This is a genomic window from Nocardioides sp. YR527 (assembly GCF_900101045.1).
Lineage (GTDB): Bacteria > Actinomycetota > Actinomycetes > Propionibacteriales > Nocardioidaceae > Nocardioides.
Genome location: NZ_FNFN01000013.1, coordinates 38,013 through 62,036, shown reverse-complemented (window position 1 = coordinate 62,036; position 24,024 = coordinate 38,013). Strand labels below are relative to the sequence as shown.

At 68.8% G+C, this 24,024-nt stretch carries 21 protein-coding genes; 14 read left to right on the top strand and 7 right to left on the bottom strand.

Annotated elements, in window-relative coordinates; all coding sequences use genetic code 11:
* Positions 1-6 precede the first annotated feature (6 nt).
* The gene (locus BLT25_RS27865; RefSeq protein WP_091052826.1) at positions 7-1,209 is read left to right on the top strand and encodes an MFS transporter; all 1,203 of its coding nucleotides are present in this window, start codon (positions 7-9) and stop codon (positions 1,207-1,209) included.
* Here the strand turns inward: BLT25_RS27865 and ggpS are convergent.
* Positions 1,206-3,488: a glucosylglycerol-phosphate synthase gene (ggpS, locus tag BLT25_RS27860; protein WP_256328833.1), complete on the bottom strand. Its 2,283-nt coding sequence runs from the start codon at positions 3,486-3,488 to the stop codon at positions 1,206-1,208. The genes BLT25_RS27865 and ggpS overlap by 4 nt on opposite strands.
* Before the next feature lie 440 nt (positions 3,489-3,928).
* Here ggpS and trpS point away from each other — a divergent pair, with 440 nt between their 5' ends.
* The 4 genes from trpS to BLT25_RS27840 are packed head-to-tail and all read left to right on the top strand — an operon-like array spanning position 3,929 to position 6,678.
* On the top strand, positions 3,929-4,966 hold the full coding sequence (gene trpS, locus BLT25_RS27855; protein ID WP_091052824.1) for a tryptophan--tRNA ligase: 1,038 nt from the start codon (positions 3,929-3,931) through the stop codon (positions 4,964-4,966).
* A gap of 12 nt (positions 4,967-4,978) precedes the next feature.
* Positions 4,979-5,503, top strand: coding sequence for a 2'-5' RNA ligase family protein (locus tag BLT25_RS27850; RefSeq protein ID WP_091052823.1), 525 nt, complete (start codon positions 4,979-4,981; stop codon positions 5,501-5,503).
* Positions 5,504-5,547: 44 nt separating this feature from the next.
* Entirely contained in the window at positions 5,548-6,441 is an 894-nt protein-coding gene (locus BLT25_RS27845; RefSeq protein ID WP_091052821.1) for a YihY/virulence factor BrkB family protein, read from the top strand.
* Positions 6,442-6,453: 12 nt separating this feature from the next.
* A complete protein-coding gene (locus BLT25_RS27840) occupies positions 6,454-6,678 on the top strand; it encodes an SCO4848 family membrane protein (protein ID WP_091052819.1) in 225 nt (74 codons plus the stop codon).
* A gap of 3 nt (positions 6,679-6,681) precedes the next feature.
* On the opposite strand, the gene BLT25_RS27835 is transcribed toward BLT25_RS27840, so the two are convergent.
* Positions 6,682-7,143 (bottom strand): MarR family winged helix-turn-helix transcriptional regulator, encoded by a 462-nt coding sequence (locus tag BLT25_RS27835; RefSeq protein WP_091052818.1) that lies wholly within the window; start codon positions 7,141-7,143, stop codon positions 6,682-6,684.
* Between the two features lie 48 nt (positions 7,144-7,191).
* Between BLT25_RS27835 and BLT25_RS27830 the strand changes: the two genes are divergently transcribed.
* A complete protein-coding gene (locus tag BLT25_RS27830) occupies positions 7,192-7,608 on the top strand; it encodes an organic hydroperoxide resistance protein (protein WP_091052816.1) in 417 nt (138 codons plus the stop codon).
* Between the two features lie 430 nt (positions 7,609-8,038).
* Positions 8,039-8,299: a hypothetical protein gene (locus tag BLT25_RS29615; protein ID WP_143033891.1), complete on the top strand. Its 261-nt coding sequence runs from the start codon at positions 8,039-8,041 to the stop codon at positions 8,297-8,299.
* A gap of 80 nt (positions 8,300-8,379) precedes the next feature.
* Here BLT25_RS29615 and BLT25_RS27820 read toward each other — a convergent pair whose 3' ends face one another.
* From BLT25_RS27820 to BLT25_RS27805, 4 genes are all read right to left on the bottom strand, one after another.
* Positions 8,380-9,120 (bottom strand): succinate dehydrogenase/fumarate reductase iron-sulfur subunit, encoded by a 741-nt coding sequence (locus tag BLT25_RS27820; RefSeq protein WP_091052813.1) that lies wholly within the window; start codon positions 9,118-9,120, stop codon positions 8,380-8,382.
* Complete coding sequence (locus tag BLT25_RS27815) at positions 9,117-11,171, bottom strand: fumarate reductase/succinate dehydrogenase flavoprotein subunit (protein ID WP_091052811.1); 2,055 nt, start codon at positions 11,169-11,171, stop codon at positions 9,117-9,119. Before BLT25_RS27815 ends, BLT25_RS27820 begins: the two co-directional genes overlap by 4 nt.
* A gap of 13 nt (positions 11,172-11,184) precedes the next feature.
* A complete protein-coding gene (locus BLT25_RS27810) occupies positions 11,185-11,904 on the bottom strand; it encodes a succinate dehydrogenase cytochrome b subunit (RefSeq protein ID WP_176884358.1) in 720 nt (239 codons plus the stop codon).
* A gap of 108 nt (positions 11,905-12,012) precedes the next feature.
* Entirely contained in the window at positions 12,013-13,116 is a 1,104-nt protein-coding gene (locus BLT25_RS27805) for a glycosyltransferase (RefSeq protein ID WP_091052808.1), read from the bottom strand.
* Between the two features lie 104 nt (positions 13,117-13,220).
* Here BLT25_RS27805 and BLT25_RS27800 point away from each other — a divergent pair, with 104 nt between their 5' ends.
* Genes BLT25_RS27800 through BLT25_RS30100 form a run of 3 tightly spaced genes read left to right on the top strand, consistent with a single transcriptional unit; the run spans position 13,221 to position 16,735 of the window.
* Positions 13,221-14,804 carry a sulfatase-like hydrolase/transferase gene (locus tag BLT25_RS27800; protein WP_256328829.1) on the top strand — a complete coding sequence of 528 codons (1,584 nt, stop codon included), beginning with the start codon at positions 13,221-13,223 and terminating at the stop codon, positions 14,802-14,804.
* Positions 14,805-14,852: 48 nt separating this feature from the next.
* Complete coding sequence (locus BLT25_RS27795; protein ID WP_091052804.1) at positions 14,853-16,397, top strand: sulfatase-like hydrolase/transferase; 1,545 nt, start codon at positions 14,853-14,855, stop codon at positions 16,395-16,397.
* Positions 16,394-16,735, top strand: a complete 342-nt coding sequence (locus tag BLT25_RS30100; protein WP_176884356.1) for a DUF1707 SHOCT-like domain-containing protein — start codon at positions 16,394-16,396, stop codon at positions 16,733-16,735. The genes BLT25_RS27795 and BLT25_RS30100 overlap by 4 nt, the downstream gene beginning before the upstream one ends.
* Here the strand turns inward: BLT25_RS30100 and BLT25_RS27785 are convergent.
* Positions 16,732-17,187 (bottom strand): hypothetical protein, encoded by a 456-nt coding sequence (locus BLT25_RS27785; RefSeq protein ID WP_091052801.1) that lies wholly within the window; start codon positions 17,185-17,187, stop codon positions 16,732-16,734. The two genes, BLT25_RS30100 and BLT25_RS27785, sit on opposite strands and share 4 nt — an antisense overlap.
* Positions 17,188-17,276: 89 nt before the next feature.
* Between BLT25_RS27785 and BLT25_RS27780 the strand changes: the two genes are divergently transcribed.
* From BLT25_RS27780 to meaB, 4 genes are read left to right on the top strand one after another with little or no spacing between them, the layout of a single operon-like run.
* Entirely contained in the window at positions 17,277-19,067 is a 1,791-nt protein-coding gene (locus tag BLT25_RS27780; protein WP_091052799.1) for a methylmalonyl-CoA mutase family protein, read from the top strand.
* Positions 19,064-21,256 (top strand): methylmalonyl-CoA mutase, encoded by a 2,193-nt coding sequence (gene scpA / locus BLT25_RS27775; RefSeq protein WP_091052798.1) that lies wholly within the window; start codon positions 19,064-19,066, stop codon positions 21,254-21,256. Before BLT25_RS27780 ends, scpA begins: the two co-directional genes overlap by 4 nt.
* 57 nt (positions 21,257-21,313) lie before the next feature.
* A complete protein-coding gene (locus BLT25_RS27770; protein ID WP_176884354.1) occupies positions 21,314-23,005 on the top strand; it encodes a serine/threonine-protein kinase in 1,692 nt (563 codons plus the stop codon).
* Positions 23,006-23,018: 13 nt separating this feature from the next.
* Positions 23,019-24,017 carry a methylmalonyl Co-A mutase-associated GTPase MeaB gene (gene meaB / locus BLT25_RS27765; RefSeq protein ID WP_371113357.1) on the top strand — a complete coding sequence of 333 codons (999 nt, stop codon included), beginning with the start codon at positions 23,019-23,021 and terminating at the stop codon, positions 24,015-24,017.
* The last annotated feature ends 7 nt before the right edge of the window (positions 24,018-24,024 follow it).

The following is a 24,024-nucleotide window of genomic DNA, read 5'->3' as shown; positions in this document are numbered from 1 at the left end:
GCAGTAGTGACCGACACCGCCAGCCCCGAGACCGCCGTGAGACCGGTCACCCCCGTCCAGTTCGTGATCGCCATGCTCGCTCTCGCGACGGGCGGGTTCGCGATCGGTACGACCGAGTTCGTCACCATGGGTGTGCTGCCCGAGATCGCCGAGGGCGTCGGTGTCGGAACCTCCACGGCCGGCCACCTGATCAGCGCCTACGCGGTCGGGGTGGTGGTCGGCGTACCGATCCTCTCGTTCTTCGTCGCCCATCTTCCGCGCAAGGGGCTGCTGCTGTCGCTGATGGCGGCGTACGCCCTGTTCAACGTGCTCAGTGCGGTCGCGGTCGACTTCCACATGCTGCTGATCGCACGGTTCCTCGACGGGCTCCCGCACGGCGCCTACTTCGGCGTCGCGACCATCGTCGCGACATCGATGGCCGCACCGAAGCACCGTGGCCGGGCGGTCGCGCTGGTGATGCTCGGGCTCTCGGTCGCCAACGTGATCGGTGTCCCGTTCGCGACCTGGCTCGGTCAGACCGCCGGCTGGCGGGCGCCGTACGCAGCCGCAGCAGGCCTCGCCCTGCTGACCGTGGTCCTGGTGCAGCTCTCGGTGCCCCACTTCCCGGGCGACCCGAACGCGACCGGCCGCAGCGAGGCCGGCCGGTTCTTCACCAACAAGCAGGTCTGGCTGACGATGCTCGCGGGCGCGATCGGGTTCGGCGGCATGTTCGCGGCGTACTCCTACATCTCCCCGATCGTCACCGACACCGCCGGGCTGGCCGAGGGGGCGGTGCCGTGGTTCGTGTTCGCGTTCGGCACCGGGATGGTCGTCGGCACCTGGGTCGCGGGGGAGCTGGCCCGCTGGTCGGTGATGGGATCGCTGCTCGCGAGCAGCCTCGGGATGGTGGCGGTGCTGACCCTCTTCTGGCTGGTCGCCCCGGCCGGGTGGTGGCTTGCGCCGGTCGCCTTCCTGACCACCGCGATCGCGTCGGTGCTGGTGATCAACCTGCAGGTGCGCCTGATGGACGTCGCCGATGACGCGGTGACCCTCGGTGCGGCGATGAACCACGCGAGCCTCAACATCGCCAACGCTCTCGGCGCCTTCGCCGGTGGCCTGGCCCTCGACGTCTGGAGCGTCCGCGAGGCGCCGTTGGTCGGCGCCGGCCTGGCCGCCGCCGGGATGCTGGTGCTGCTGTGGAGCACCAGCATCCACCGGCGACGGGCCTAGAAGGCCTCCTCGTTGCCGTCCGAGGCGGTGGCCGCCTCGACCGCCGCGAGGAACCCGTCGGCCCAGGCCTTGGAGTCGTGGTGGCGGATGGTGTCCCACAACCCGCGCATCCGGTCCTTGGCCTCGGCCTCGTCCATGTCGACGGCCTGCAGGAAGACCCGGACCATGTCGGAGACGTCGTGCGGGTTGGTCAGCACCGCGCCACGTAGCTCGGCGGCCGCCCCGGCGAACTCGGAGAGCACCAGCGTGCCGCTCGTGCCGAGGAGACCGTGGACCGCGGCGTACTCCTTCGCGACCAGGTTGAGGCCGTCGCGCAGCGGGGTGATCCACATGACGTCGGCGTTGGCGTAGTAGGCCAGCAGCTCGTCGAACGGGATCGGCCGGAAGTAGAAGTGCACCGGCATCCAGCCCATCCGCGAGAACCGGCCGTTGATCCGCCCGACCGCCTGCTCGATCTGGTTCTGCAGCGTCTTGTAGACGGTCATCTCGCCGGCCGCGGGCACGCATACCAGCACCAGCGACAGCTCACCCTGCAACGACGGGTCCTCGAGCAGCGCCCGCTCGAAGGCCTCGAGCTGCTGCAGCACGCCCTTGGTGTAGTCGAGCCGGGACACGGCCAGCGCGATCCGCTGACCCTCGAACTCGTCCGCCACCCGAGCGATCGAGCTCTGCACCGCCGGGGTGGCCAGCGTCTGCTCGATCCGCTTCGTGTCGACGCTGACCGGGTTGGCGCCCAGGTGCACCCGGCGCCCACCGACGTCGATCACCGAGGGCATGGTGTCCAGACCGAGAGCGAAGCCGTATGTCCGGAACCGAGGCGCCGAGTCCTCCGTCTCGACGACCTCGACCGGCGCCACGCCGCGGGCCACGTCGACGAAGTTCTCGACCTGGCGGGGGATGTGGAACGAGATGTAGTCACACTGCAGCAGCGAGCCGATGATCTCGCGGCGCCACGGCACCACGTTGAACACGTCCGCGCCGGGGAAGTGGGTGTGGTGCAGGAACGCGATCTTCACGTCCGGCCGCATCTCCCGCAGGTAGGCCGGCACCATCCACAGGTTGTAGTCGTGGATCCAGACGATGCCTCCGTACGCCACCTCGGCCGCCGCCTGCTCGGCGAAGGCCCTGTTGACCCGGCAATAGACCTTCCAGTCGTCCTCCTTGAACTTCGCGCGTTCCCAGAAGGTGTGCAGCAGTGGCCAGAACGCTTCCTTGGAGAAGCGTTTGTAGAAGACGTCGACGTCCTTCTTCGACAGCGGCAGCCGGGAGGCCACCAGGCCCGGGTAGAGCTTGGGGTCGACGACCGTGTGGGTGGCGAACTTGCCGCGCTTGGGGTCGTCGATGGACCAGGCGACCCAGGACCCGGTGCGCTCGGTGAAGAAGGAGAGCAGCGTCGGGATGATGCCGTTGGGGGACTTCGGGCGCCGGCGCTTGACCTCCCCGTCCTCGATCACCTCGTCGTAGGGAAGCCGGTGGTAGACCATCACGAGGTCGGACTTCCCCGGGTCGTCGGCGTCGTTCTCCGGGTCGTAGATGTGCTCGTCGTCGAGCAGGTTGAAGTGCCTGATCGCCTGCAGGATCCCGCCCGTGCCGGGGGAGGTGGCGTGGAACGTACGCTCCTTGCCGCGGGTCGCGTCCAGGAGCAGGTCCTCGGCCTCGCCTACACAGACTCCCGGGAATCCGATGTCGTACATCGACAGGTCGTTGAGGGTGTCGCCGGCGACCAGCACGCGGTCCTTGGGGATGCCGAGGTGCTCGACGAGCTTGGTGACGGTGTAGCCCTTGTTGATCCCGGCGGGCAGCACGTCGAGGTAGTGGCTGGCGGAGTAGAGCAGGTCGCAGCCGATCTCCGCGACCAGCGGGGCGAGGTCGTCGGTGACGGCCTCGGGGTCGCAGAAGTAGGAGACCCGGCGGTCCTGCGGCACGTTCTGCCGGACCAGTCCGGGGCGGTCGCCGATCTTCTCGAGCACGGTGAGCTCGCCCGGCCACTTGGCGGCGATCTCCTGCTGGATGGGCTCGACGGCGAGCAGGTCGTGTCCGGTCACGATGGTCGCGCCGACATCGCAGATGATGAAGTCGGGCGTCGGGATGGTCGGGTCCGCGAGCAGCGGCAGCACCGACTCCAGTCCACGACCGGTGACGAAGGACAGCAGTACGTCCTCGCGGCGGCTCAGCGTCTGGTACAGCTTGACCTTCGCCTCGGGGTCGCCGGCCAGGAAGGTTCCGTCCAGATCGGTCGCAAGCAGCATGCGTGCGTTGGCAGCGGACGTGTCGTTCACAAATCTCCTCGAGGGTCGCCTGGCCTCGGGGCCGATTCGGCAGCTGGCCCGAGGCTGCGGACCCCTTGGAGGATCCGCGGGTCGACCAAACAGGTTAACAGGGGCAGATGTCAGGCCCGGAACGGGCAGTTGACGCAGCATCGAATCCGCGCTGAGTAAAGCCTCTCAGGAGGTCCACAAACTCGTAAGAAATTGGATGCACCTGTTCGATAACTCCGTGGATGATCGGTCGTTGATGTGGCATGCGGATCCTGCCCGCGGCCTTCAAGAAGACCGCGGGCGACCACGGTCCTCGACGTTGATCACGGGGGGCGCCGAGGCTCATGGCCGGCACGCAGATCAGTGCCGCGGGCAGGGTCCACAGCTCGTACGGATCGGTTCTCGATCCTCTTCCTCCCACCATTTCGAGCCTTTCGGCGGGTGGCTGACAGAATGCGCACATGACCGGCAGCACTGCTCCTACGACTAGGCCCAGGGTCCTCTCCGGCATCCAGCCGACGGCGGACTCCTACCACCTCGGCAACTATCTCGGCGCGGTCCGGCAGTGGGTGAGCCTGCAGGAGGAGCACGAGCCGTTCTTCTTCATCGCCGACCTGCACGCGATCACGGTCGAGCAGGACCCGAAGGTGCTCCGCGAACGTACGCGGCGGGCCGCTGCCCAGCTCCTGGCCGCCGGTGTCGACCCGGAGCGGTCCGCGATCTTCGTCCAGTCACACCTCCCCGAGCACGCCCAGCTCGGCTGGGTGATGCAGTGCATCACCTCGTTCGGCGAGGCCCGGCGGATGACCCAGTTCAAGGACAAGTCCGCCAAGGGTGGTGAGGGCGCGGCCTCCGTCGGCCTCTTCTCCTACCCGATGCTGATGGCCGCCGACATCCTGCTCTACCGCCCGGCGTACGTCCCGGTCGGCGAGGACCAGCGACAGCACCTCGAGCTGACCCGCGACCTCGCGCAGCGGTTCAACAGCCGTTACAAGAAGACGTTCCGGCTGCCCGAGCCCTACATCCTCAAGGAGGTCGCGAAGATCTACGACCTCCAGGACCCGGCGATCAAGATGTCGAAGTCGGCCTCGAGCCCTAACGGCCTGATCGACATGCTCGACGACCCGAAGGTCTCGGCGAAGAAGATCCGCTCCGCGGTCACCGACTCGGAGATGGAGATCCGCTTCGACGAGGAGGCCAAGCCGGGCGTCTCCAACCTGCTCCGGATCTACTCTGCGCTGACCGGCACCGAGATCGAGACCCTGGTCGGCAAGTACGCGGGAAAGGGTTACGGCGATCTGAAGAAGGATCTCGCCGAAGTCGTCGTCGACTACGTCACCCCGTTCCGGGAGAGGACCTTCGAGGTCCTCGAGGACCGGGCGTACCTCGACGGCATCTTGCAGAAGGGCGCGGAGAAGGCGGGCGTGGTCGCCCGCAAGACTCTGGCCGACGTCTACGAGCGGGTTGGCCTTGTGCCCCCCGCGTCGCCGCTCGGCTAGTAAGGTCGGCGCATGCGCACCATCGGTGTTGCCATCGCTATCCCGGAGCCGTGGGCAAGCCAGCTCCAGGACTACCGGACGTCTCTCGGGGACGCGACGGCGACCATGATCCCGACGCACATCACTCTTGTGCCACCGACGGAGATCCACGACGACCTGCTGCCGGACGTCGAGGGCCATCTCGAGTCCGCGGCCTCGCGGGTCGCCCCGTTCAGCGTGCACCTGCGTGGCACCGGCACCTTCCGGCCGGTCTCGCCGGTGGTGTTCGTGGCAGTGGTGCAGGGCATCTCGGGCTGTGAGCAGCTGGCCAACGCGGTTCGGCAGGGTCCGCTCGACCAGAAGCTCTCGTTTCCCTATCACCCGCATGTCACGATCGCTCACGACCTTCCCGACGCTAGCCTCGACAAGGCTTTCGGCGAGCTTGCCGACTTCGAGTGCGAGTGGTCGGTCGAGGCGTTCCATCTCTATGTCCACGACGACACGGACGGCTGGCGCCCGACGCGGGAGTTCGCGCTGAGAGCAGCACTGACTGGCTGAGGCGGGCTCGGGTCCGCCCACGAACGACGGATGGGGACCTCGGGATGCTCAAGGAGAAGGTCAAGGCGAAGATCGCCGAGCTGCGCGAGCGCTTCCCGGCGCTGGACCGGGTGGTGCGCACGCAGGAGCACTACGGTGAGGTCGGTGCCGCCCAGCAGGCCGGCGCGATCACCTACTTCGGCTTCCTGTCGACCTTCCCGATCCTCGCGCTCGCGTTCTTCGCCGTGGGCCAGATCGCCAAGGTCTACTCCGGAGCCGAGAGCGACCTCGTCGAGGCGATCGACCACGTCCTGCCCGGGCTGGTCGGCGACAGCCCCGGACAGCTGAAGATCGCCGACATCGAGAGTGCGGCCAGAACGGTCGGGATCATCGGTGTCATCGGTCTGCTCTACGCCGGCCTCGGATTCATCGACGGGCTGCGCAAGGCGCTCGACGCGGTCTTCTTGGTGCCCGAGGAGGAACAGCCGGGTTTCCTGGCGGCCAAGGCCCGTGACCTGGTCGCACTCATCGGGCTCGGCCTGATCCTGCTGGTGGCGGTGGCGTTCACCGGCCTCGTACGCACCTTCTCGGTCAACGTCCTGGACTGGATCGGCCTCGACGAAGGCTTCGGCTGGCTGATCGTCCTCCTCACCCTGGTGCTCGGCCTCGCCGCCAACACGGTGCTCTTCTTCGCGATGTTCCACCTGGCTCCCCAGAACGACACCCCGAAGCGTCCCCTGTGGGCCGGGGCCGTGCTCGGCGCGATCGGCTTCGAGATCCTCAAGCAGGCCTCGACCCTGCTGCTCCAGGCCACTCAGGGGCAGCCCGCCTTCCAGGCCTTCGGCATCGCGCTCATCCTGGTCGTCTGGATCCACTACACCTCGATGGTGATCCTGTACGCCGCCTCCTACGCCCACGTCCGCGCGACGCCCGAACATCAGAGTGTGGTCGGTGGATGAGAGAGTCGTCCCATGAAGCTCGAGAAGACTGACGGCGCTCTCCTCCTGGTCATCGGGGTCTGGACGATCGCGATCTGGACCAACTTCGGCCGCAACCTCGTCAAGACCGCCAAGGACCCGGAGCAGACCCGTCCGAAGCCCTACTACATCGCCCACGCGGTGCTCGTGGTCGTCGACGTCCTCCTCGGTGGCCTGCTGATCAAGCTCGGCGTGCAGCGGCTGCTGACCAGGGGATAGCCCTCAGGAGGACTCGGCCGTGTCGAGGTGGTCGACCAGGTCGGTGAGCTGGTCGCGCAGCGCGAGCGCCTCGTCACGGGTGATCCCCATCGAGGTGCCGAGCTGCTGAGGTACGCCGGAGACCTGCTCCTCCAGCGCCCGGCCGTCGCCGGTGAGGCTGACCAGCACCCGGCGCTCGTCGCCGGGATCGCGGTCGCGCCGCACCAGGCCGGCGGTCTCGAGACGCTTGAGCAGCGGCGTCAGGGTGCCGGAGTCGAGCCGTAGCCGATGGCCGAGGGAGGTCACCGAGCGCGGCTCCTCGCTCTCCCACAGGACCAGCATCACCAGATACTGCGGATAGGTCAGCCCGGTCCCCTTGAGCAGCGTCACATAGCGCTTCGTGACGGCTCGGGTTGCCGCGTACAACGGGAAGCAGAGCTGCAGGTCGAGCGCGAGCTGCGGATAGGTACGTCCGGACACATCCATCAGTCTACTCCCTTGCGCTATTGAGTTGTGCACAATATAGTTGTGTACATGACACCGATCTACACAGCCACCGCAGTCAGCACCGGCGACGCCCGTAACGGCCACGTCCAGTCCACCGACGGTCTCATCGACGCCGACGTCCGCATCCCCAAGGAGATGGGTGGTGAGGGCGGTGCCACCAACCCCGAGCAGCTCTTCGCCGCCGGGTACGCCGCCTGCTTCCACTCCGCGCTCAAGCTGGTCGCCGGCAAGGCCAAGGTCGACATGACCGACTCCGAGGTCGTCGCCGACGTGAGCATCGGCGACAACGGCCAGGGCGGCTTCGGCCTCGCCGTGCAGCTCGAGGTCACCATCCCCGGCGCCGACGCCACCACCGCCCAGCAGCTCGCCGAGCAGGCCCACCAGGTCTGCCCGTACTCCAACGCCACCCGCGGCAACATCGAGGTCAACCTCACCGTCGCCTGAGCGGTTCCTTCGTCAAGGTATGCAGACGAAAGAACACATCCCGTGCGGAGCTCCGCACGGGATGTGTTCCGTTTGCTGCACACCTTGACGAAGGGTCAATCGGCAAACAGATGGCGCGGCCGCCGATATTGTTCGGCGCGCCATGACATCTACAACGACACAACCCGAAAAAGCTCCATCGGTCCTTGCTTGGAGAAGCCGTCACATCCTGGTGATTCGGGGCCGACGGATTGACGATGTGAAGGGGATGCTCGACGAGCAGAGGATCGGATCTTGGTGGTCCGATGGGCTTCGGGTTCGGTACAGGGCCGGTCGCATCACCGCGAGGATCGTTGAGACTGGGCAGTATGGAAACCACCGCCCGGTGTTCCGGGCACGAATCGAGGCCCATGAGCGTGAAAGTCGCCTGGTGGGTCACGTCAGTTGGGGCATGCTGAACCTGCAGGCGGTGGTCTTCGCGGCATTGCCGATCATCGGCGTATGGGGAATCGCGTCCCTGATCAGCATCGCCCTCGACCGGAATGAGTGGCTCGACTGGGTCTTCATCCCCGTGTTCATCGGCATGACAGTGATGGCCGGCCACCTAGCCTGGATCTGCGGAATCGAGCGGATGCTGCCGGCATCTCGTATCGCTGAGATCGAAGATCTGGATGACGAGCTTCGTCAGGCGCTCGGCGCGCGCCGCTACTGATCTCGACACGCGCCGGCGTCGGAGGGGCACAGGGGCCGCCCTCCCGAAGGAGAGCGGCCCCTGTCGTTCGAACCGTGGTGTCAGCCGAGGATCAGCGACTTGCGCAGGTCCTTGTTGAGCTGGGAGATCACGTCGAGCGGGATCTCCTTGGGGCAGGCGGCGGCGCACTCACCGATGTTGGTGCAGCCACCGAAGCCCTCGGCGTCGTGCTGGCCGACCATGGACTGCACGCGGGAGTAGCGCTCCGGCTGGCCCTGCGGCAGCTCACCGAGGTGGGTGATCTTCGCGCCGAGGAACAGCGAGGCGGAGCCGTTGGGGCAGGCGGCGACGCAGGCGCCGCAGCCGATGCAGGTGGCCGTGTTGAAGGCACGCTGGGCCTTGTCACGCGGCGCGGGCACCGAGTTGGCCTCGGGGGCCGAGCCGGTGTTGGCCGAGATGTAGCCGCCGTTCTGGATGATCCGGTCGAACGCGGAGCGGTCGACGATCAGGTCCTTGACGATCGGGAACGACGAGGCGCGCCACGGCTCGATGGTGATGGTGTCGCCATCCTTGAACGAGCGCATGTGCAGCTGGCAGGTCGTGGTGACCTCCGGGCCGTGTGCCTCGCCGTTGATCATCAGCGAACACATGCCGCAGATGCCCTCGCGACAGTCGGAGTCGAACGCGATCGGCTCCTCGTCGTTGTGCAGGAGCTGCTCGTTGAGCAGGTCGAGCATCTCGAGGAACGACATGTCCGAGGACACCCCGTCCAGCTCGTACGTCTTGAGCGCACCCTTCTCGGACGCGTTGGCCTGCCGCCAGATCTTGAGGGTGAGCTTCACTTGTACGACCTCTGCTTCATCTCGATGGCGGTGTAGATCAGGTCTTCCTTGTGGAGGATCGGGGCGCCGTCCTCGCCGCCGAACTCCCAGGCCGCGACGTAGGAGAACTCGTCGTCGTGACGCAGCGCCTCGCCCTCCTCGGTCTGGGACTCGCCACGGAAGTGGCCGCCGCAGGACTCGCGGCGGTTGAGCGCGTCGATGCACATGAGCTCGCCGAGCTCGATGAAGTCCGCGACGCGGTTGGCCTTCTCGAGGTCCTGGTTGAGGGAGTCGGCGGAGCCGAGGACCTTGACGTTGGTCCAGAACTCCTTCTTGAGCTCCCGGATCAGGCCGATGGCCGTCTTGAGGCCCTCCTCGCGGCGGTCCATCCCGCAGTATTCCCACATGATCTGACCGAGCTCCTTGTGGATGGACTCCACGGAGCGCTCGCCGTTGATGCTCATCAGCTTCTCGACCCGGGAGGTGACCCCTTCGAGAGCCTCGACCACGGCCGGGTGAGACTCGTCGATCTTGTCGAACGGCCCGTCGGCGAGGTAGTCGGTGATGGTGTTCGGCAGCACGAAGTAGCCGTCGGCCAGGCCCTGCATCAGCGCCGAGGCACCGAGGCGGTTCGCGCCGTGGTCGGAGAAGTTCGCCTCGCCGGTGCAGAACAGACCGGTGATGCTGGTCTGGAGCTCGTAGTCGACCCAGAGCCCACCCATGACGTAGTGCACCGCGGGGTAGATCCGCATCGGCACCTCGTAGGGGTTCTCGCCGGTGATCCGCTCGTACATGTCGAGGAGGTTGTCGTACTTCTCCTCGATCTTGTCCTTGCCGAGACGCTCGATCGCGGCGCCGAGGTCGAGGTAGACGCCGCGGCGGAACTTCTTCACCGTGCCGTCGGCCTGGGTCTCGTCGACCTCCGGTCCGACACCGCGGCCCTCGTCGCACATGTACTTCGCGGCACGCGAGGCGATGTCGCGGGGGACCAGGTTGCCGAACGCCGGGTAGATCCGCTCCAGGAAGTAGTCGCGGTCGTCCTCGGGGATCTCGCGCGGGTCCTTGGTGCAGTCCTCGGCCTTCTTCGGCACCCAGATGCGGCCGTCGTTACGCAGCGACTCCGACATCAGCGTCAGCTTCGACTGGTGTGCGCCGGTGACCGGGATGCAGGTCGGGTGGATCTGCGTGTAGCAGGGGTTGGCCATGTAGGCGCCCTTGCGGTGCGCGCGCCACGCGGCCATGACGTTGGACCCCATCGCGTTGGTCGAGAGGTAGAAGACGTTGCCGTAGCCGCCGGTGGCGAGCACGACGGCGTCGGCCAGGTGGGTCTCGATCTCACCGGTGACCATGTCGCGGGCCACGATGCCGCGGGCACGGTCGTCGACGATGATCACGTCGAGCATCTCGTGCCGGGTGAACTGCTCGACGGTGCCGGCAGCGACCTGACGCTCCATGGCCTGGTAGGCGCCGAGGAGCAGCTGCTGGCCGGTCTGACCGCGGGCGTAGAACGTACGCGAGACCTGGACGCCACCGAAGGAGCGGTTGTCCAGCAGGCCGCCGTACTCGCGGGCGAAGGGCACGCCCTGCGCCACGCACTGGTCGATGATGTTGGTCGAGACCTCGGCGAGGCGGTAGACGTTCGACTCGCGCGAGCGGTAGTCGCCGCCCTTGACCGTGTCGTAGAAGAGCCGGTAGTCCGAGTCGCCGTCCGACTTGTAGTTCTTGGAGGCGTTGATGCCGCCCTGGGCGGCGATCGAGTGGGCGCGACGCGGGGAGTCCTGGTAGCAGAAGGACTTCACGTTGTAGCCGGCCTCGCCGAGAGTGGCAGCCGCGGCGCCACCGGCCAGGCCGGTGCCGACGATGATGACGTCGAGCTTGCGTCGGTTGGCCGGGTTGACCAGACGGTTCTCGAACTTGCGGGTGGTCCAGCGGTCAGCGATCGGCCCGGTGGGCGTCTTCGGGTCGACCAGCTTGTCGCCGAGGACGTAGTAGCCCGCGGCGTCGTCGGATTTCTGGACCGAGGCCTCGTTGGTCGGGGTGAGGCCCGGCAGGTAGTGGGTTCCAGCAGCCATGTGTCAGATGTCCTTACGAGATGACGCCGAAGACGGTGAACAGGGGGACCAGCGAGAAGCCGCCGGCGATCACGATCGCGACGACCCAGCCGGCGACGCGGGCCCTGGCACGCGACTCAGCGGTGTTGGTGAACCCGAGCGTCTGGATGGCGCTGAAGGTGCCGTGGTGCAGGTGGAACGCGAGCGCGAGCATGGCGAACAGGTAGATGAGGACCATCCACCACTGCTCCGGCTGGAACGCCGCGGTCAACAGCCGGTACGGGTTCTCGGTGATGTCCACAGCCTGTCCGCCCTCGCCCACGTTGATCTTCACGATCGTGAACTGGAGCAGGTGCCAGACGACGAAGAGGAGCAGGGCCACGCCGCCCCAGCGCATGGTGCGCGAGGAGAGCGACGAAGCCTTGTTCTTCTTCACCGCGTACTTCACCGGGCGCTGCGCGTGAGCGCGCATCGAGAGCGCCACCGCCGAGCCGACGTGAGCCACCAGCGACGCCAGGAGCACCACTCGCAGGATCCAGAGGAGGCCGCCGTACGGCAGCATCGGCTCCCCGAACGTACGCAGGTGCTCGGCATACTCGTTGTAGGCCAGCTCGCCGCTGAAGGCTTTGAGGTTGCCGTACATGTGCAGGAGCACAAACAGGATGAAGACGATGCCGCTGGCCGCCATAAGGAGCTTCAGGGCGATCGTCGAGCGCGTCGACCGCGCGCCTTTGATCAGAGTCGTGGTTGCCACGGCACGCACGCTACTACCCCTCATACCCGAACTTGAACGCAGGGAGTATGTGACATTTTCGGCGCTGCGGGGGCGGGCGGGGTTACTGATGAGTATCTTCGTAACGGGTTAGGCAAGCCTAACAGCAGGGTGCGCATTCTCCGTGGCGATGGCGTGAGATCGTGAGGACCGGGCCTCGCGCAGCGCGACCAGGCCGGCCAGCAGATCGTCGGCCGCATCGGTCCACGGCCGCGTCGCGACCAGCTCCCGACCGCGGTCGCCGAGCAGGTGTCGCCGGGGGTCGGAGACGACCGAGGCGACCGCGTCCGCGAGCTCGCGGGCGCGGGCCGGGTTGTAGAGGATCCCGGTCTCCATGTGCTGGACGATCTCGGCGGCAGCGCCGGCCCGCGGGGCGACCACCGGGAGGGCGCTGGCCGCGGCCTCACGCAGGATGTGGCCGCATCCTTCCTCCTCGCCGGGGTGGACGAGGACGTCGAGCGAGGCCAGCGCGATGGCCAGGTCGCCGGTGCCGAGAGGGCCGGTCAGCTTCGCCTGCGGGACCCGCTGCTTGAGCCAGCCGCGCTGGGGCCCGTCGCCGATGATGACGAGGCGGATCCCGGGCACCACGGTGAGCTCGGCGAGGCGGCGTACGCCATGGCTCTTGGCGAGGTTGCCCGCGTAGCCGACCACGACCAGAGGTGTCGGGCGGGACTTCGACCTGGACCAGCGGCGGTGGAGCCAGTCGTCGCGCAGACTGGGTGAGAACGCGGCCGCGTCGACCCCCGGCTCCCACACCTCGGCGGTGACGTCGATCGTCGCGAGCATGCGGCGCAGGAACTCGCTTGTGACAAAGATCTCATCGGCGTACGCGGCGATCGAGGTGCCCCAGGTGAGCGCCGCCTTCGGGGCGAGAGGGGACTGCTGGACGACCACGGTGGTCGCCGTTGTCGCCGTCGGCGAGGAGAGCGCCTTGCGGCCCAGTCGGCCCGGATCGAAGGTGACCACGACGTCCGGCTCGAAGGACTCCAGGGCGCTGCGTACCTGGCGGCCGGTCTTGGCGATCGGCGAGACGCGGACGACCCGGCTGTTGCGGTAGACCGGGAGCCCGGGGCCGGGTGCGATGAACCGCACCTCGTGGCCCGACTCGATCATGCGGTCGGCGATGGCCTTCACCGTGGTTGTGACACCATCGATGGTAGGAAAGAAGCTCTCGGTGACCAGCGCCATCTTCATGGGACCAGCGTCCTGGCCGGGGATGGCGAGAGCGCGACGTGTGCGTTGACCTGGGATGAACCATCGGCACGACCAGTAGACGACCAGCGTGATGAGGACAATCAGTGGCGCTATCCAGACGGGTCTGGACGCTTTCGGCAGCAGCACTCGCGGTTGCTGGGTTCGTAGGGATGTCGGGCTGTGGTCGGGCGCCGACCCAGCAGCCGACGGCCGAGCGTGTTGCTGAGCAGCCCTCGACCGCGACGCCGGCCTTCGAGATGCCGGTCGAGAAGCCCAACCTGCTGATGATCACGGTCGATGACCTCTCCGCCCTCGACATGGACTACCTGCCGAGCGTGAAGAAGCTGGTCGGCGAGAGTGGGGTGACCTTCACCGACGCGGTCGCGCCGACGCCGATCTGTGTGCCGGCCCGCGCCTCGCTGCTCTCGGGGCAGTACGCGCACAACCACGGTGCCCACACCATCCATGGTCCCGAGGGCGGATATCCGTCCTTCGACGACTCCGCGACCCTGGCCACCTCGTTGCAGGAGGCGGGCTATTCGACCGTGTTCACCGGAAAGTACCTCAACGAATACGGCGAGGCGGGGAGCGAGCGCGACCTGCCTCCGGGGTGGGACGAGTGGCGCGCAACCGTCGACCCCTCGACCTACAACTACCTGGGCGCCAAGTTCAACGTCAACGGACGCCTGGTGAAGCCGAAGGGCTACTCGACCACCGTCATCACCCAGCAGGCGCAGGCGGCGCTGAAGGCTGTGCTCAAGGATGGGCGAAAGAAGCCGGGGGTCGCGCAGAAGCCGTGGTTCCAGTGGGTCAACTACGTGGCACCGCACATCGGCGGCCCGACGGAGAAGGGCGACCCCAAGCAGCGCTTCCCCGGCACCAAGGGCGCGATCGGCGTGCCGGTGCCGGACAAGCAGGACCGGGACACGTACGCCGACAAGCCCATCCCGCAGCAGCCCAACCTGTTCCCGGAAGCGCGCAAGAAGTTCCCGAAGGGGTCGCCGTCGCGGAAGAACCCTTCGCAGATCGAGAAGGACGCCTACCGGCTCTCCTATCAGCGGCGGATCGAGTCGGCGCGCAGCCTGGACCGCAACATCGCCTCCCTGCTCGGCGGGCTGAAGAAGAGCGGCGACCTGGCGCGCACGCTGGTCGTGTTCACCTCCGACAACGGCTTCTCCAGCGGCTACCACAACTTCAACGGCAAGCTCTGGTACTACGAGGAGTCGCTGCGGATCCCCGTGCTGATGAGCGGACCCGGCGTACCGAAGGGGCGCGAGGTCGCGACCACGCTGACCAACCCGGACATCGCCACGACGCTGCTCGCGGCGGCCGGCGCGGGTGACCCGCACGAGCCCGACGGCATCGACATCATGCCGTGGCTGCGCGCGCCCGAGCAGACCCGCGTCGTCCCGATCGAGGCGTGGCCGACCACCGACGGCACCTCCCGGCTCTGGTCCGGGGTGCGCGTGGGGCGGTGGACCTATGTCGAGCTCGACAACGGCGAGGTCGAGCTCTACGACCGCACCAACGATCCCTACGAGATGACCAACCTCGCCGACGACCCGGGCCACGCCGAGACGGTCTCGCAGTTGGCCGACCTGACCGAGAAGTACCGCGACTGCGCAGGCGACAGCTGCCCGAAGAAGATGTACGCCGCGGATGGACCGCTTGATCTGACAGGGATCTAAGGGGTTAAAGTGGACTAAATAACTCTTATTACTTGGGAGTGTTTGGCCATGCCGGTAGGCAACCTGTTCACCCGTCGCAAGCGTGCTGCTGTCGCGACGGTGGCGATGAGCGCCCTCGCGGTGACCGGCCTGGTGCACGAGCCGGCCGCGGTGGCGGCGGCCCCGTCGCGTACGCCTGCACTGGAGCGGCCCGTGGAGAGGCCGAACCTGCTGATGGTCACGGTCGACGACCTCTCCTCCCTCGACATGGACTACCTGCCGCGGGTGCGGAGGCTGGTCGAGCGGACCGGGGTCGCCTTCTCCGAGGGGATCGCGCCGACGCCGATCTGCGTGCCGGCGCGGGCCTCGCTGCTGACCGGGCAGTACGCCCACAACCACGGTGCGCGCACGATCGAGGGGCCGTACGGCGGGTATCAGGCCTTCGACGACTCCTCGACGGTGGCCACCTCGCTGCAGGACGCGGGCTACTCGACGATCCTCGCGGGGAAGTACCTCAACGGCTACGGCGAGGGCGCGACCCGCGGCGACGTGCCGCCCGGGTGGGACCAGTGGCGCGCGACGGTCGACCCGTCGACCTACAACTTCCGGTCGCCGAAGTTCAACGTCAACGGCGAGGTCATCAAGTCCAAGGGCTACTCCTCGACCGTCATCACCGAGCACGCGAAGGCCGGGATCGCGGCCGAACGCGCGAGCGGCAAGCCCTGGTTCACCTGGGTCAACTACGTGGCGCCGCACCACGGCGGGCCTTCCGGGCCCGACGATCCGAAGAGGATCTACCCGGGCACCGACGCCGCGCTGTCCGTGACCGTGCCAGACACCCAGGACCGCGGGTTCTACGACAACGTGCAGATCCCGGCGCGGCCCAACCTCTTTCCCGAGGACACCTCCGGCTACGCGAAGGGCTCGCCCGGGCGCGGGAAGTTCAACCCGCGGAAGAAGGACGCCCTCCGGATCGCCTACCAGCGCCGCCTCGAGGCCATTCGCAGCCTGGATCGCAACATCGCCTCGCTCCTGGGCGGGCTGAAGAAGAGCGGTGAGCTGAAGCGGACGCTGGTCGTCTTCACCTCCGACAACGGCTTCTCCAACGGCTACCACAACCTCAACGGCAAGCTGTGGCACTACGACGAGTCGCTGCGGATCCCGGTGCTGATGAGCGGCCCCGGAGTGCCGCGCGGGCGGACGGTCCGGACCCCGGTCACCAACCCGGACATCGCCGCGACCCTGCTCGCGGCGGCCGGGGCGCGCGCTCCCGGCCCGCTGGACGGGATCGACATCATGCCGTGGCTGAGTGCGCCCGAGCAGGTCCGCGTGATCCCGGTCGCGGGCTGGCGGGTCACCGACGGGAGCAGGCAGCTGTGGTCCGGTGTCCGGGTCGGCTCCTGGACCTACGCCCGCCTGCACACCGGCCAGGTCGAGGTCTACGACCGCTCCTCGGACCCCTACGAGCAGCACAACCTCGCCGCGGACCCCTCCGCTGCGCAGACCGTGAAGGCGCTCGCCAGGCTCGCCGACCGCTATCAGGACTGCGCCGCCTCGACCTGCCCGAAGGATCTGTACGCCTCCGGCCGGGCGCTCGATCTGGAGGCGCTGTGACGCGGGTCGGCGACCTCGAGCGCGAGGCCGCGCGGGCGCGGCTCGTCGAGGCGTACGCCGCGGGGCGGATCGACGCGCCCGAGCTGGACTCGCGCGCCGAGGCGGTGTGGGGCGCGGCGAGGACTGCCGACCTCGCCGCGGTGGTCGACGACCTGGGGGAGGAGGAACCCGTCTCCTCGCCCGGGGCGGGGCGGCGCTTCGTACGGGATGTTCTGGTGTTCCTGATCTGTGGCGCGATCGCCGTGGTCGCGTGGCACGTCACCGGTCGGGGGTTCTTCTGGCCGGTGTGGGTGCTGGTCTACACGGGGCTGCCGCTGCTGCGCCTCTGGCGCGACTAGGACTGCTTGGCCGACTGCTTGGCCGGCTGCTTGGTGAGGGTGTCGGCCGGGACGTTGCCCGACTCGATCTCCCGCGCCAGCTCGGAGATACGTACGGCACTGGCGGCCCACCTGCCCGCGCGCTCCTCGTGGATGGGCGTGAAGCCGCGGCGCACCTCGACGGTCCAGTGGCGGCCGAAGACGACCCGGGCGCCGACGGCGAAGGGGAGGATCGCGAGCAGGAGGAGGAGCTCGATGCCGGTCAGGAGCATGACCGCGACGACCACGACGATGATCGGCAGCGCGATGATGAGCCAGAGCACCATGAGGATCGCGCTGATCGGATCGTCGCCCGAAGGCGGGCCGAGAGGGACGTCGAATCCGTCGAGACTCATGCGGCGCGACTTCCGCTGCCAGGGGACCCAGCGGCGGGTGATCCGGTAGGTCTGTCCGGCCGGGGTGCGTACCTTCACGGCGCTCAACCTAACGGCGCGTCTCAGTTAGCGGTTGTAAACCTCACACTTTGTGGTCACCGCCACTCCATCGGCCTAAGGTTCGATTCATGAACGACGCCGCTCGCGACGACTCGTTGCGCCTTGCCCAGCCGGCGGATGCCCATTCCCAGGCCGAGTGGGAGGCGGCGACTGCTGCCGTCCTCCGGAAGAGCGGTCGGCTGTCGGCCGACGACGCCGACTCGCTCGTCTGGGACAAGCTGACGCGCACCTCCCTCGACGGACTCAAGATCGCCCCGCTCGGGCTGCCGGAGGAGTCCTTCGCTGACGCGGCACGTCCCACGCGCTCCGGCGCCTGGGACATCCGCTCCCTCGTCTCCGGTCTCTCGGGGGTCGACGCCAAGACGGCCAACGAGGCCGCCCTGGTCGACCTCGACGGCGGGGTCTCCTCGCTGTGGGTGGCCGCCGACGAGACCACCGACCTCGCGGTGCTCCTCGACAAGGTGCTCCTCGACCTGGCGCCGGTCGTGCTCGACGCGCCGATCGGTGCGGTCAAGGTCGCCCAGAACCTGCTCGCGCTGATCGCCGAGCGTGGCGCCGGTCTGCACGCCGGGACCAACCTCGGCGCCGACCCGATGGGCGCACTGCTGCGCGACCTGCCGCTGGCGCCCGACGAGGCGTTCGCCGAGCTGGTCGACCTCGCCCGTCTGGCCCAGGGGATCGGGGTGCGCGCGATCGTTGTCGACGCCACGGCTGCGCACGACCTGGGCGCGTCCGACGTGCAGGAGCTCGGCTGGTCGATCGCGGTCGGCGTCGCCTACCTGCGCGCGCTGACCGAGGCGGGGTTCTCGCCGGCAGTCGCGGCGAGCCTCATCGAGTTCCGGTACGCGGCCACCGACGAGCAGTTCCCGACGACCGCCAAGCTGCGGGCCGCCCGCCAGCTGTGGGCACGAGTCCTCGAGCTCTCCGGGGCCGAGGGCGTGGAGATGCGCATCCACGCGGTGAGCTCGCGGCCGATGCTGTCGAAGTACGACCCCTACGTGAACATGCTGCGCGGCACCGTCGCCGCCTTCGCCGCCGGCGTCGGCGGCGCGGACGCGGTGACCGTGCTGCCCTTCGACTCCGCCAACGGCGTCCCGGACGGGTTCGGGCGACGGATCGCCCGCAACGTGTCCCACCTGCTGATCGACGAGTCCCACGTCGCGGCCGTCGCGGACCCCGCCGGCGGCTCCTTCGCCGTCGAGCAGTTGACCGCCGACATGGCCGCCGCCGGCTGGGAGGCGTTCATCCAGCTCGAGGAGGAGTGGACCGGGGCCAACACCGTCGGAGGCCACGACTTCTCGCCCTTCCGCGACCGGATCGCCGCGGTCTCCGCCGCGCGCGAGAAGGCGATCGCGCGGCGCAAGCGTCCGATCACCGGGCTCACCGAGTTCCCCAACCTCGCCGAGACGCTGCCCTCGCGGCCGAACGATCCTCTCAACGAGCGGGTCGTGCGCTACGGCGCCTCCTTCGAGGCCCTGCGGGACACTCCTGCCACCGCCAAGGTCTTCCTCGCCACCCTCGGCACGGTCGCCCAGCACACCGCCCGGGCAACCTTCGCGACCAACCTGCTCGCCGCGGGCGGGATCGGCGTCGAGGTCGCGGGTGCGACCGCGGACGCCGAGGAGCTGGCCGGAAAGTATCGTGCGGCCGGCACGCCACCGGTCGTCTGCCTGGCCGGGTCCGACAAGACGTACGCCGAGTGGGGCGCGGCCGCGATCGCGGCCCTCCGTGAGGCCGGCGCCACGCACGTGATCATCGCCGGGAAGCCCGACGCCGTCGACGCCGAGGTGGACGACGCCGCCTCGATGGGTGTCGACGCGCTCGCCTTCCTGACCGCTACGAGGGAGAAGCTCTCATGACGATTCCCGGATCCTTCAAGGGGCTGCCGCTCCTGGGTGACCGTGTTGGTTTCGACACGCCTTCGCCTAGCGGCTCCGGCGGCTCAACCAGCGGGGGGACGCCGTGGCTGAGCCCCGAGGGCATCGAGATCCAGCCGGCGTACGGGCCCGCGGACCTCGAGGGTCTCGACGCGCTCGACACCTTCCCCGGCCTGAGCCCGTTCCTGCGTGGGCCCTACCCGACGATGTACACGACCCAGCCGTGGACGATCCGGCAGTACGCCGGGTTCTCGACCGCGGAGGAGTCCAACGCGTTCTACCGCCGCAACCTGGCTGCGGGCCAGAAGGGCCTGAGCGTCGCCTTCGACCTGGCCACCCACCGCGGCTACGACTCCGACCACCCGCGGGTGCGCGGCGACGTCGGCATGGCCGGCGTCGCGATCGACTCCATCTACGACACCAGGACGCTGTTCGACGGCATCCCGCTCGACGAGATGTCCGTCTCGATGACGATGAACGGTGCGGTGCTGCCGGTGCTGGCGCTCTACATCGCCGCGGCCGAGGAGCAGGGTGTCCCGCCCGAGAAGCTGGCCGGGACCATCCAGAACGACATCCTCAAGGAGTTCATGGTCCGCAACACCTACATCTACCCGCCGGCGGCGTCGATGCGGATCATCGGCGACATCTTCTCCTACACCGCCGCGAAGATGCCCCGGTTCAACTCGATCTCGATCTCCGGCTACCACATGCAGGAGGCCGGGGCGACGGCCGATCTCGAGCTCGCCTACACGCTGGCCGACGGCGTCGAATACCTGCGCACCGGTCTGGCCGCGGGCCTCGACGTCGACGCGTTCGCGCCGCGGCTCAGCTTCTTCTGGGCGATCGGGATGAACTTCTTCATGGAGGTCGCCAAGATGCGCGCGGCCCGTGCGCTCTGGTCCCGGCTGGTGAGCCAGTTCGACCCGAAGAACCCCAAGTCGCTGTCCCTGCGGACCCACAGCCAGACCTCCGGCTGGTCGCTGACCGCCCAGGACGTCTTCAACAACGTCGGCCGCACCGCGATCGAGGCGATGGCCGCGACCCAGGGCCACACCCAGTCGCTGCACACGAACGCGTTGGACGAAGCCATCGCTCTGCCGACCGACTTCTCGGCCCGCATCGCCCGCAACACCCAGCTGCTGCTGCAGCAGGAGAGCGGCACGACCGAGATCATCGACCCGTGGGGCGGCTCCTACTACGTCGAGAAGCTCACCCACGACCTCGCCGAGCGCGCCTGGGCCCACATCCAGGAGGCCGAGGCGGCCGGTGGGATGGCCAAGGCGATCGAGCAGGGCATCCCGAAGATGCGCATCGAGGAGGCGGCCGCCCGCACCCAGGCGCGCCTCGACTCCGGTGCCCAGAAGCTGATCGGCGTCAACACCTTCCGGCTCCCCTCCGAGGACCCGCTCGACGTGCTCAAGGTCGACAACGACCAGGTCTACAAGCAGCAGCTCGCCAAGCTCGAGCGGCTGCGCGCGGAGCGCGACGACGAGGACGTACGCCGGGCCCTGGAGGCCATCACGAACTCCGCCGGTGCCGAGAAGTCCGGGGCGAACCTGGAGGGCAACCTGCTCGCCCTGGCCGTCGACGCGGCCCGGGCCAAGGCGACCGTCGGCGAGATCTCCGACGCGATGGAGAAGGCATGGGGCCGGCACCAGGCCGTCATCCGTACCATCTCCGGTGTGTACCGGGATGAGGCGACGACGTCGGGTGACTCGAAGGTGGCCGACGTGCTGAAGGCGACCAAGGAGTTCGAGGAGGCCGAGGGTCGCCGCCCGCGCATCCTGGTCGCGAAGATGGGCCAGGACGGCCACGACCGTGGTCAGAAGGTCGTGGTCTCGGCCTTCGCCGACCTCGGCTTCGACGTCGACGTAGGCCCGCTGTTCTCCACGCCCGAGGAGGTCGCGCAGCAGGCGGTCGACGCCGACGTACACATCGTCGGGGTCTCGTCGCTGGCTGCCGGTCACCTCGCACTGCTCCCCGCGCTGAAGGCGGCGCTGGAGGAGCAGGGGCGCCCGGACATCATGATCGTCATCGGCGGGGTCATCCCGCCCGACGACGTGGCCACGCTCGAGCAGATGGGCGCGGCCGCGGTCTTCCTGCCGGGCACGGTCATCGCCGACTCCGCCATCGACCTGCTCGGTCGTCTGCGGGAGCAGCTCGACCACTGACACTCCCGCCGCGGTATGTCCTCGCCGGGGGCGTCGGGCTCGTCTAGCCTCAGAGCTGTGACGGACCTACGCCCCGGGCGGGCATCCGGGGACGGGCTGGTGAGGGTCGGTGCCTACGAGCTCCTCACCAAGCTCGGCGAGGGCGGCATGGGAGTCGTCCACCTGGCCCGCCACGAGGAGACCGGCGAGCGGGTGGCGCTCAAGGTGCTGCGTACGCACGTCGTGGGGGACGAGGAGACCCGTGCCCGGCTCGAGCGCGAGGTCCGTTCGCTGCGGCAGGTGCGTAGCCCCTGGATCGCCGAGATCGTCGACGCAGACCCCTACGCGGACCTTCCCTACGTCGCGACCCGCTACGTGCCGGGGCCGACTCTCCACGACCGGATCAAGGACGACGGTCCGGTCCTCGGCGAGGACCGGTTCTGGCTGGCGCGCTGCCTGGCCGGCGGGGTCGCGGCCTGCCACGACGCCGGCGTGCTGCACCGTGACGTGAAGCCTTCCAACGTGGTGATGGAGGGGCGTACGCCGGTGCTCATCGACTTCGGGCTGGCCCGGGTCGCCGACGATCCCAAGATCACGCTCACCGGATGGCTGGTCGGCACCCCGGGCTATCTGGCGCCGGAGATCCTGGAGGGGACGCCCTCGACGCCGGCCAGCGACGTGCACTCGTGGGCGGCCACGACGACCTACGCGCTGACGGGTCGGCCTCCGTTCGGGACCGGTCCGTCGATGGCCGTCCTGGATCGCGTACGCCGCGGCCAGCACGACCTCGACGGCATCGAGGGTTCGATGCGGGAGGTCCTGACGGCGGCGCTGGCGACGGATCCCGCGGACCGGCCGGGCCTGGAGGAGCTGCGGGAGTGGCTGATGGAGCCCGAGGTGCCGTGGTCGGGAGGCGATGCCTCGGCGGTCACCGAGGTGCTGCCGGTGACGATGCCGCTGGCCGCCGCACCCGCGGACGCCGAGCTGAAGCCGACGCTGGTCGATGCGGACGCCGCCGACGATGCGATGACGGAGGTGGAGGAGGTGCCGCCGACGGCGGTGACCGACGCCGACGTGCCGGCCGAGCCCCTGGTGGTGCGCAGGTTCGACCCGCAGGCGCCGCCACCGGCTCCGTCGCCCGAGCCCGGGTGGAGCCCGCCCAGCAAGCACGCCAACCTCAAACGCTGGCCGGGTCCGATGCACTTCCTGATCCTGGTCGCGCTCGCCGCGATCCTCGCCGGGGTCGTCGCTGTGTACCCGTTCCTGGGAGCAGGCCTGCTCGGCCTCGGGGTCTGGCTTCTGCGGGCGACGTCGCTGGCCGCCGACCACCTGGCCAAGCGTCGGGAGGCACGCGGGCGGAAGTGGTACGACGGGCCGTGGGCGCTGGTCCGCTCGCCGTGGGACTTCTTGCGCGCTATCCCCGGCACGGTGGCGCTGACCGCGCTGACGGGAGTGATCGCGGCCGCCGTCGCGGTCGGATGTCTGGGCCTCGGCGTGCCCCTGACAGCGGTTCTCTACGCCGCCGCGATGACCTTCATGTCCGCGGCCTGGCTCGCCTCGCAACGGGTCCGTGACACCGTCGGGCCGGTCGCCCGTGCAGCCTCCGCGCCGTGGCAGCGCTGGGTCGTCGCCGTCGTCGGTCTGGTGATCATCGCCGCCGCCGTCGCCTGGTACGCCGTGCAGATGGGGGTCTCGTGGGTGCCGCTGGACGACGGGCGAGCGGGGCAGTTGCCCGACGCCGTCCGCGACGCCCTGTGGCGCGCTCGCTGACATCGTCGCGCGATTGGCTAAGGTGCTGGCCATGCCAGGGCCCGACGTACAAGACCTTCTCGACGGCATCAGCGACGGCAAGCGGGCGGCGGTGTCACGGGCGATCACCTTGGTGGAGTCGACCAAGCCCCAGCACCGCGACATCGCGCGCGAGCTGCTCACCAAGCTCCCCGCGGGCGACACCGTGCGGGTCGGGATCTCCGGGGTGCCGGGGGTCGGCAAGTCGACCTTCATCGAGGCGCTCGGCAGCCGGCTGACCGCCAACGGCCTCAAGGTCGGGGTGCTGGCGGTCGACCCGTCCTCGGTGCGCACCGGCGGCTCCGTCCTGGGCGACAAGACCCGCATGCAGCGGCTCTCGGTGGACCCCAACGCGTTCATCCGGCCCTCCCCGTCCGCCGGCACGCTCGGCGGGGTCGCCAGAGCGACCGTGCAGGCGATGGCGGTGCTGGAGGCGGCCGGCTACGACGTGGTGCTGGTCGAGACCGTCGGCGTCGGGCAGTCCGAGGTGACCGTGGCCGGGATGGTGGACACGTTCCTGTTCCTCACCATCGCGCGCACCGGTGACCAGCTGCAGGGGATCAAGAAGGGCATCCTGGAGATCTCCGACGTGATCGCGGTCAACAAGGCCGACCCCGACGACCCCCACCGCGCCCAGGAGGCGCGCGCGGCCGCTCGCGAGCTCGCCGGTGCGCTCCGGCTGGTGCGTTCGCGTGAGGAGTGGGCGCCGCCGGTGGTCACCGCCTCGGCGCTCCACGACGACGGGGTCGACTCGGTCTGGGAGCAGGTGATGGCCCACCGTGCCCACCTCGGCAAGGACGGACTGCGCACCAAGCGCGCCGAGCAGCAGCTCGACTTCACCTGGGCGCTCGTCCGAGACGAGCTCGACCAGCGGCTCAAGCACTCCGTAGGCGTCAAGGCGATCCGCGACGAGGTGCGCGACGAGGTGCTCTCCGGGGAGCTTCCGGCGACCGTCGCCGCGGACAGGATCCTCGCCGCCTACGACAAGGATTAGTCTGACG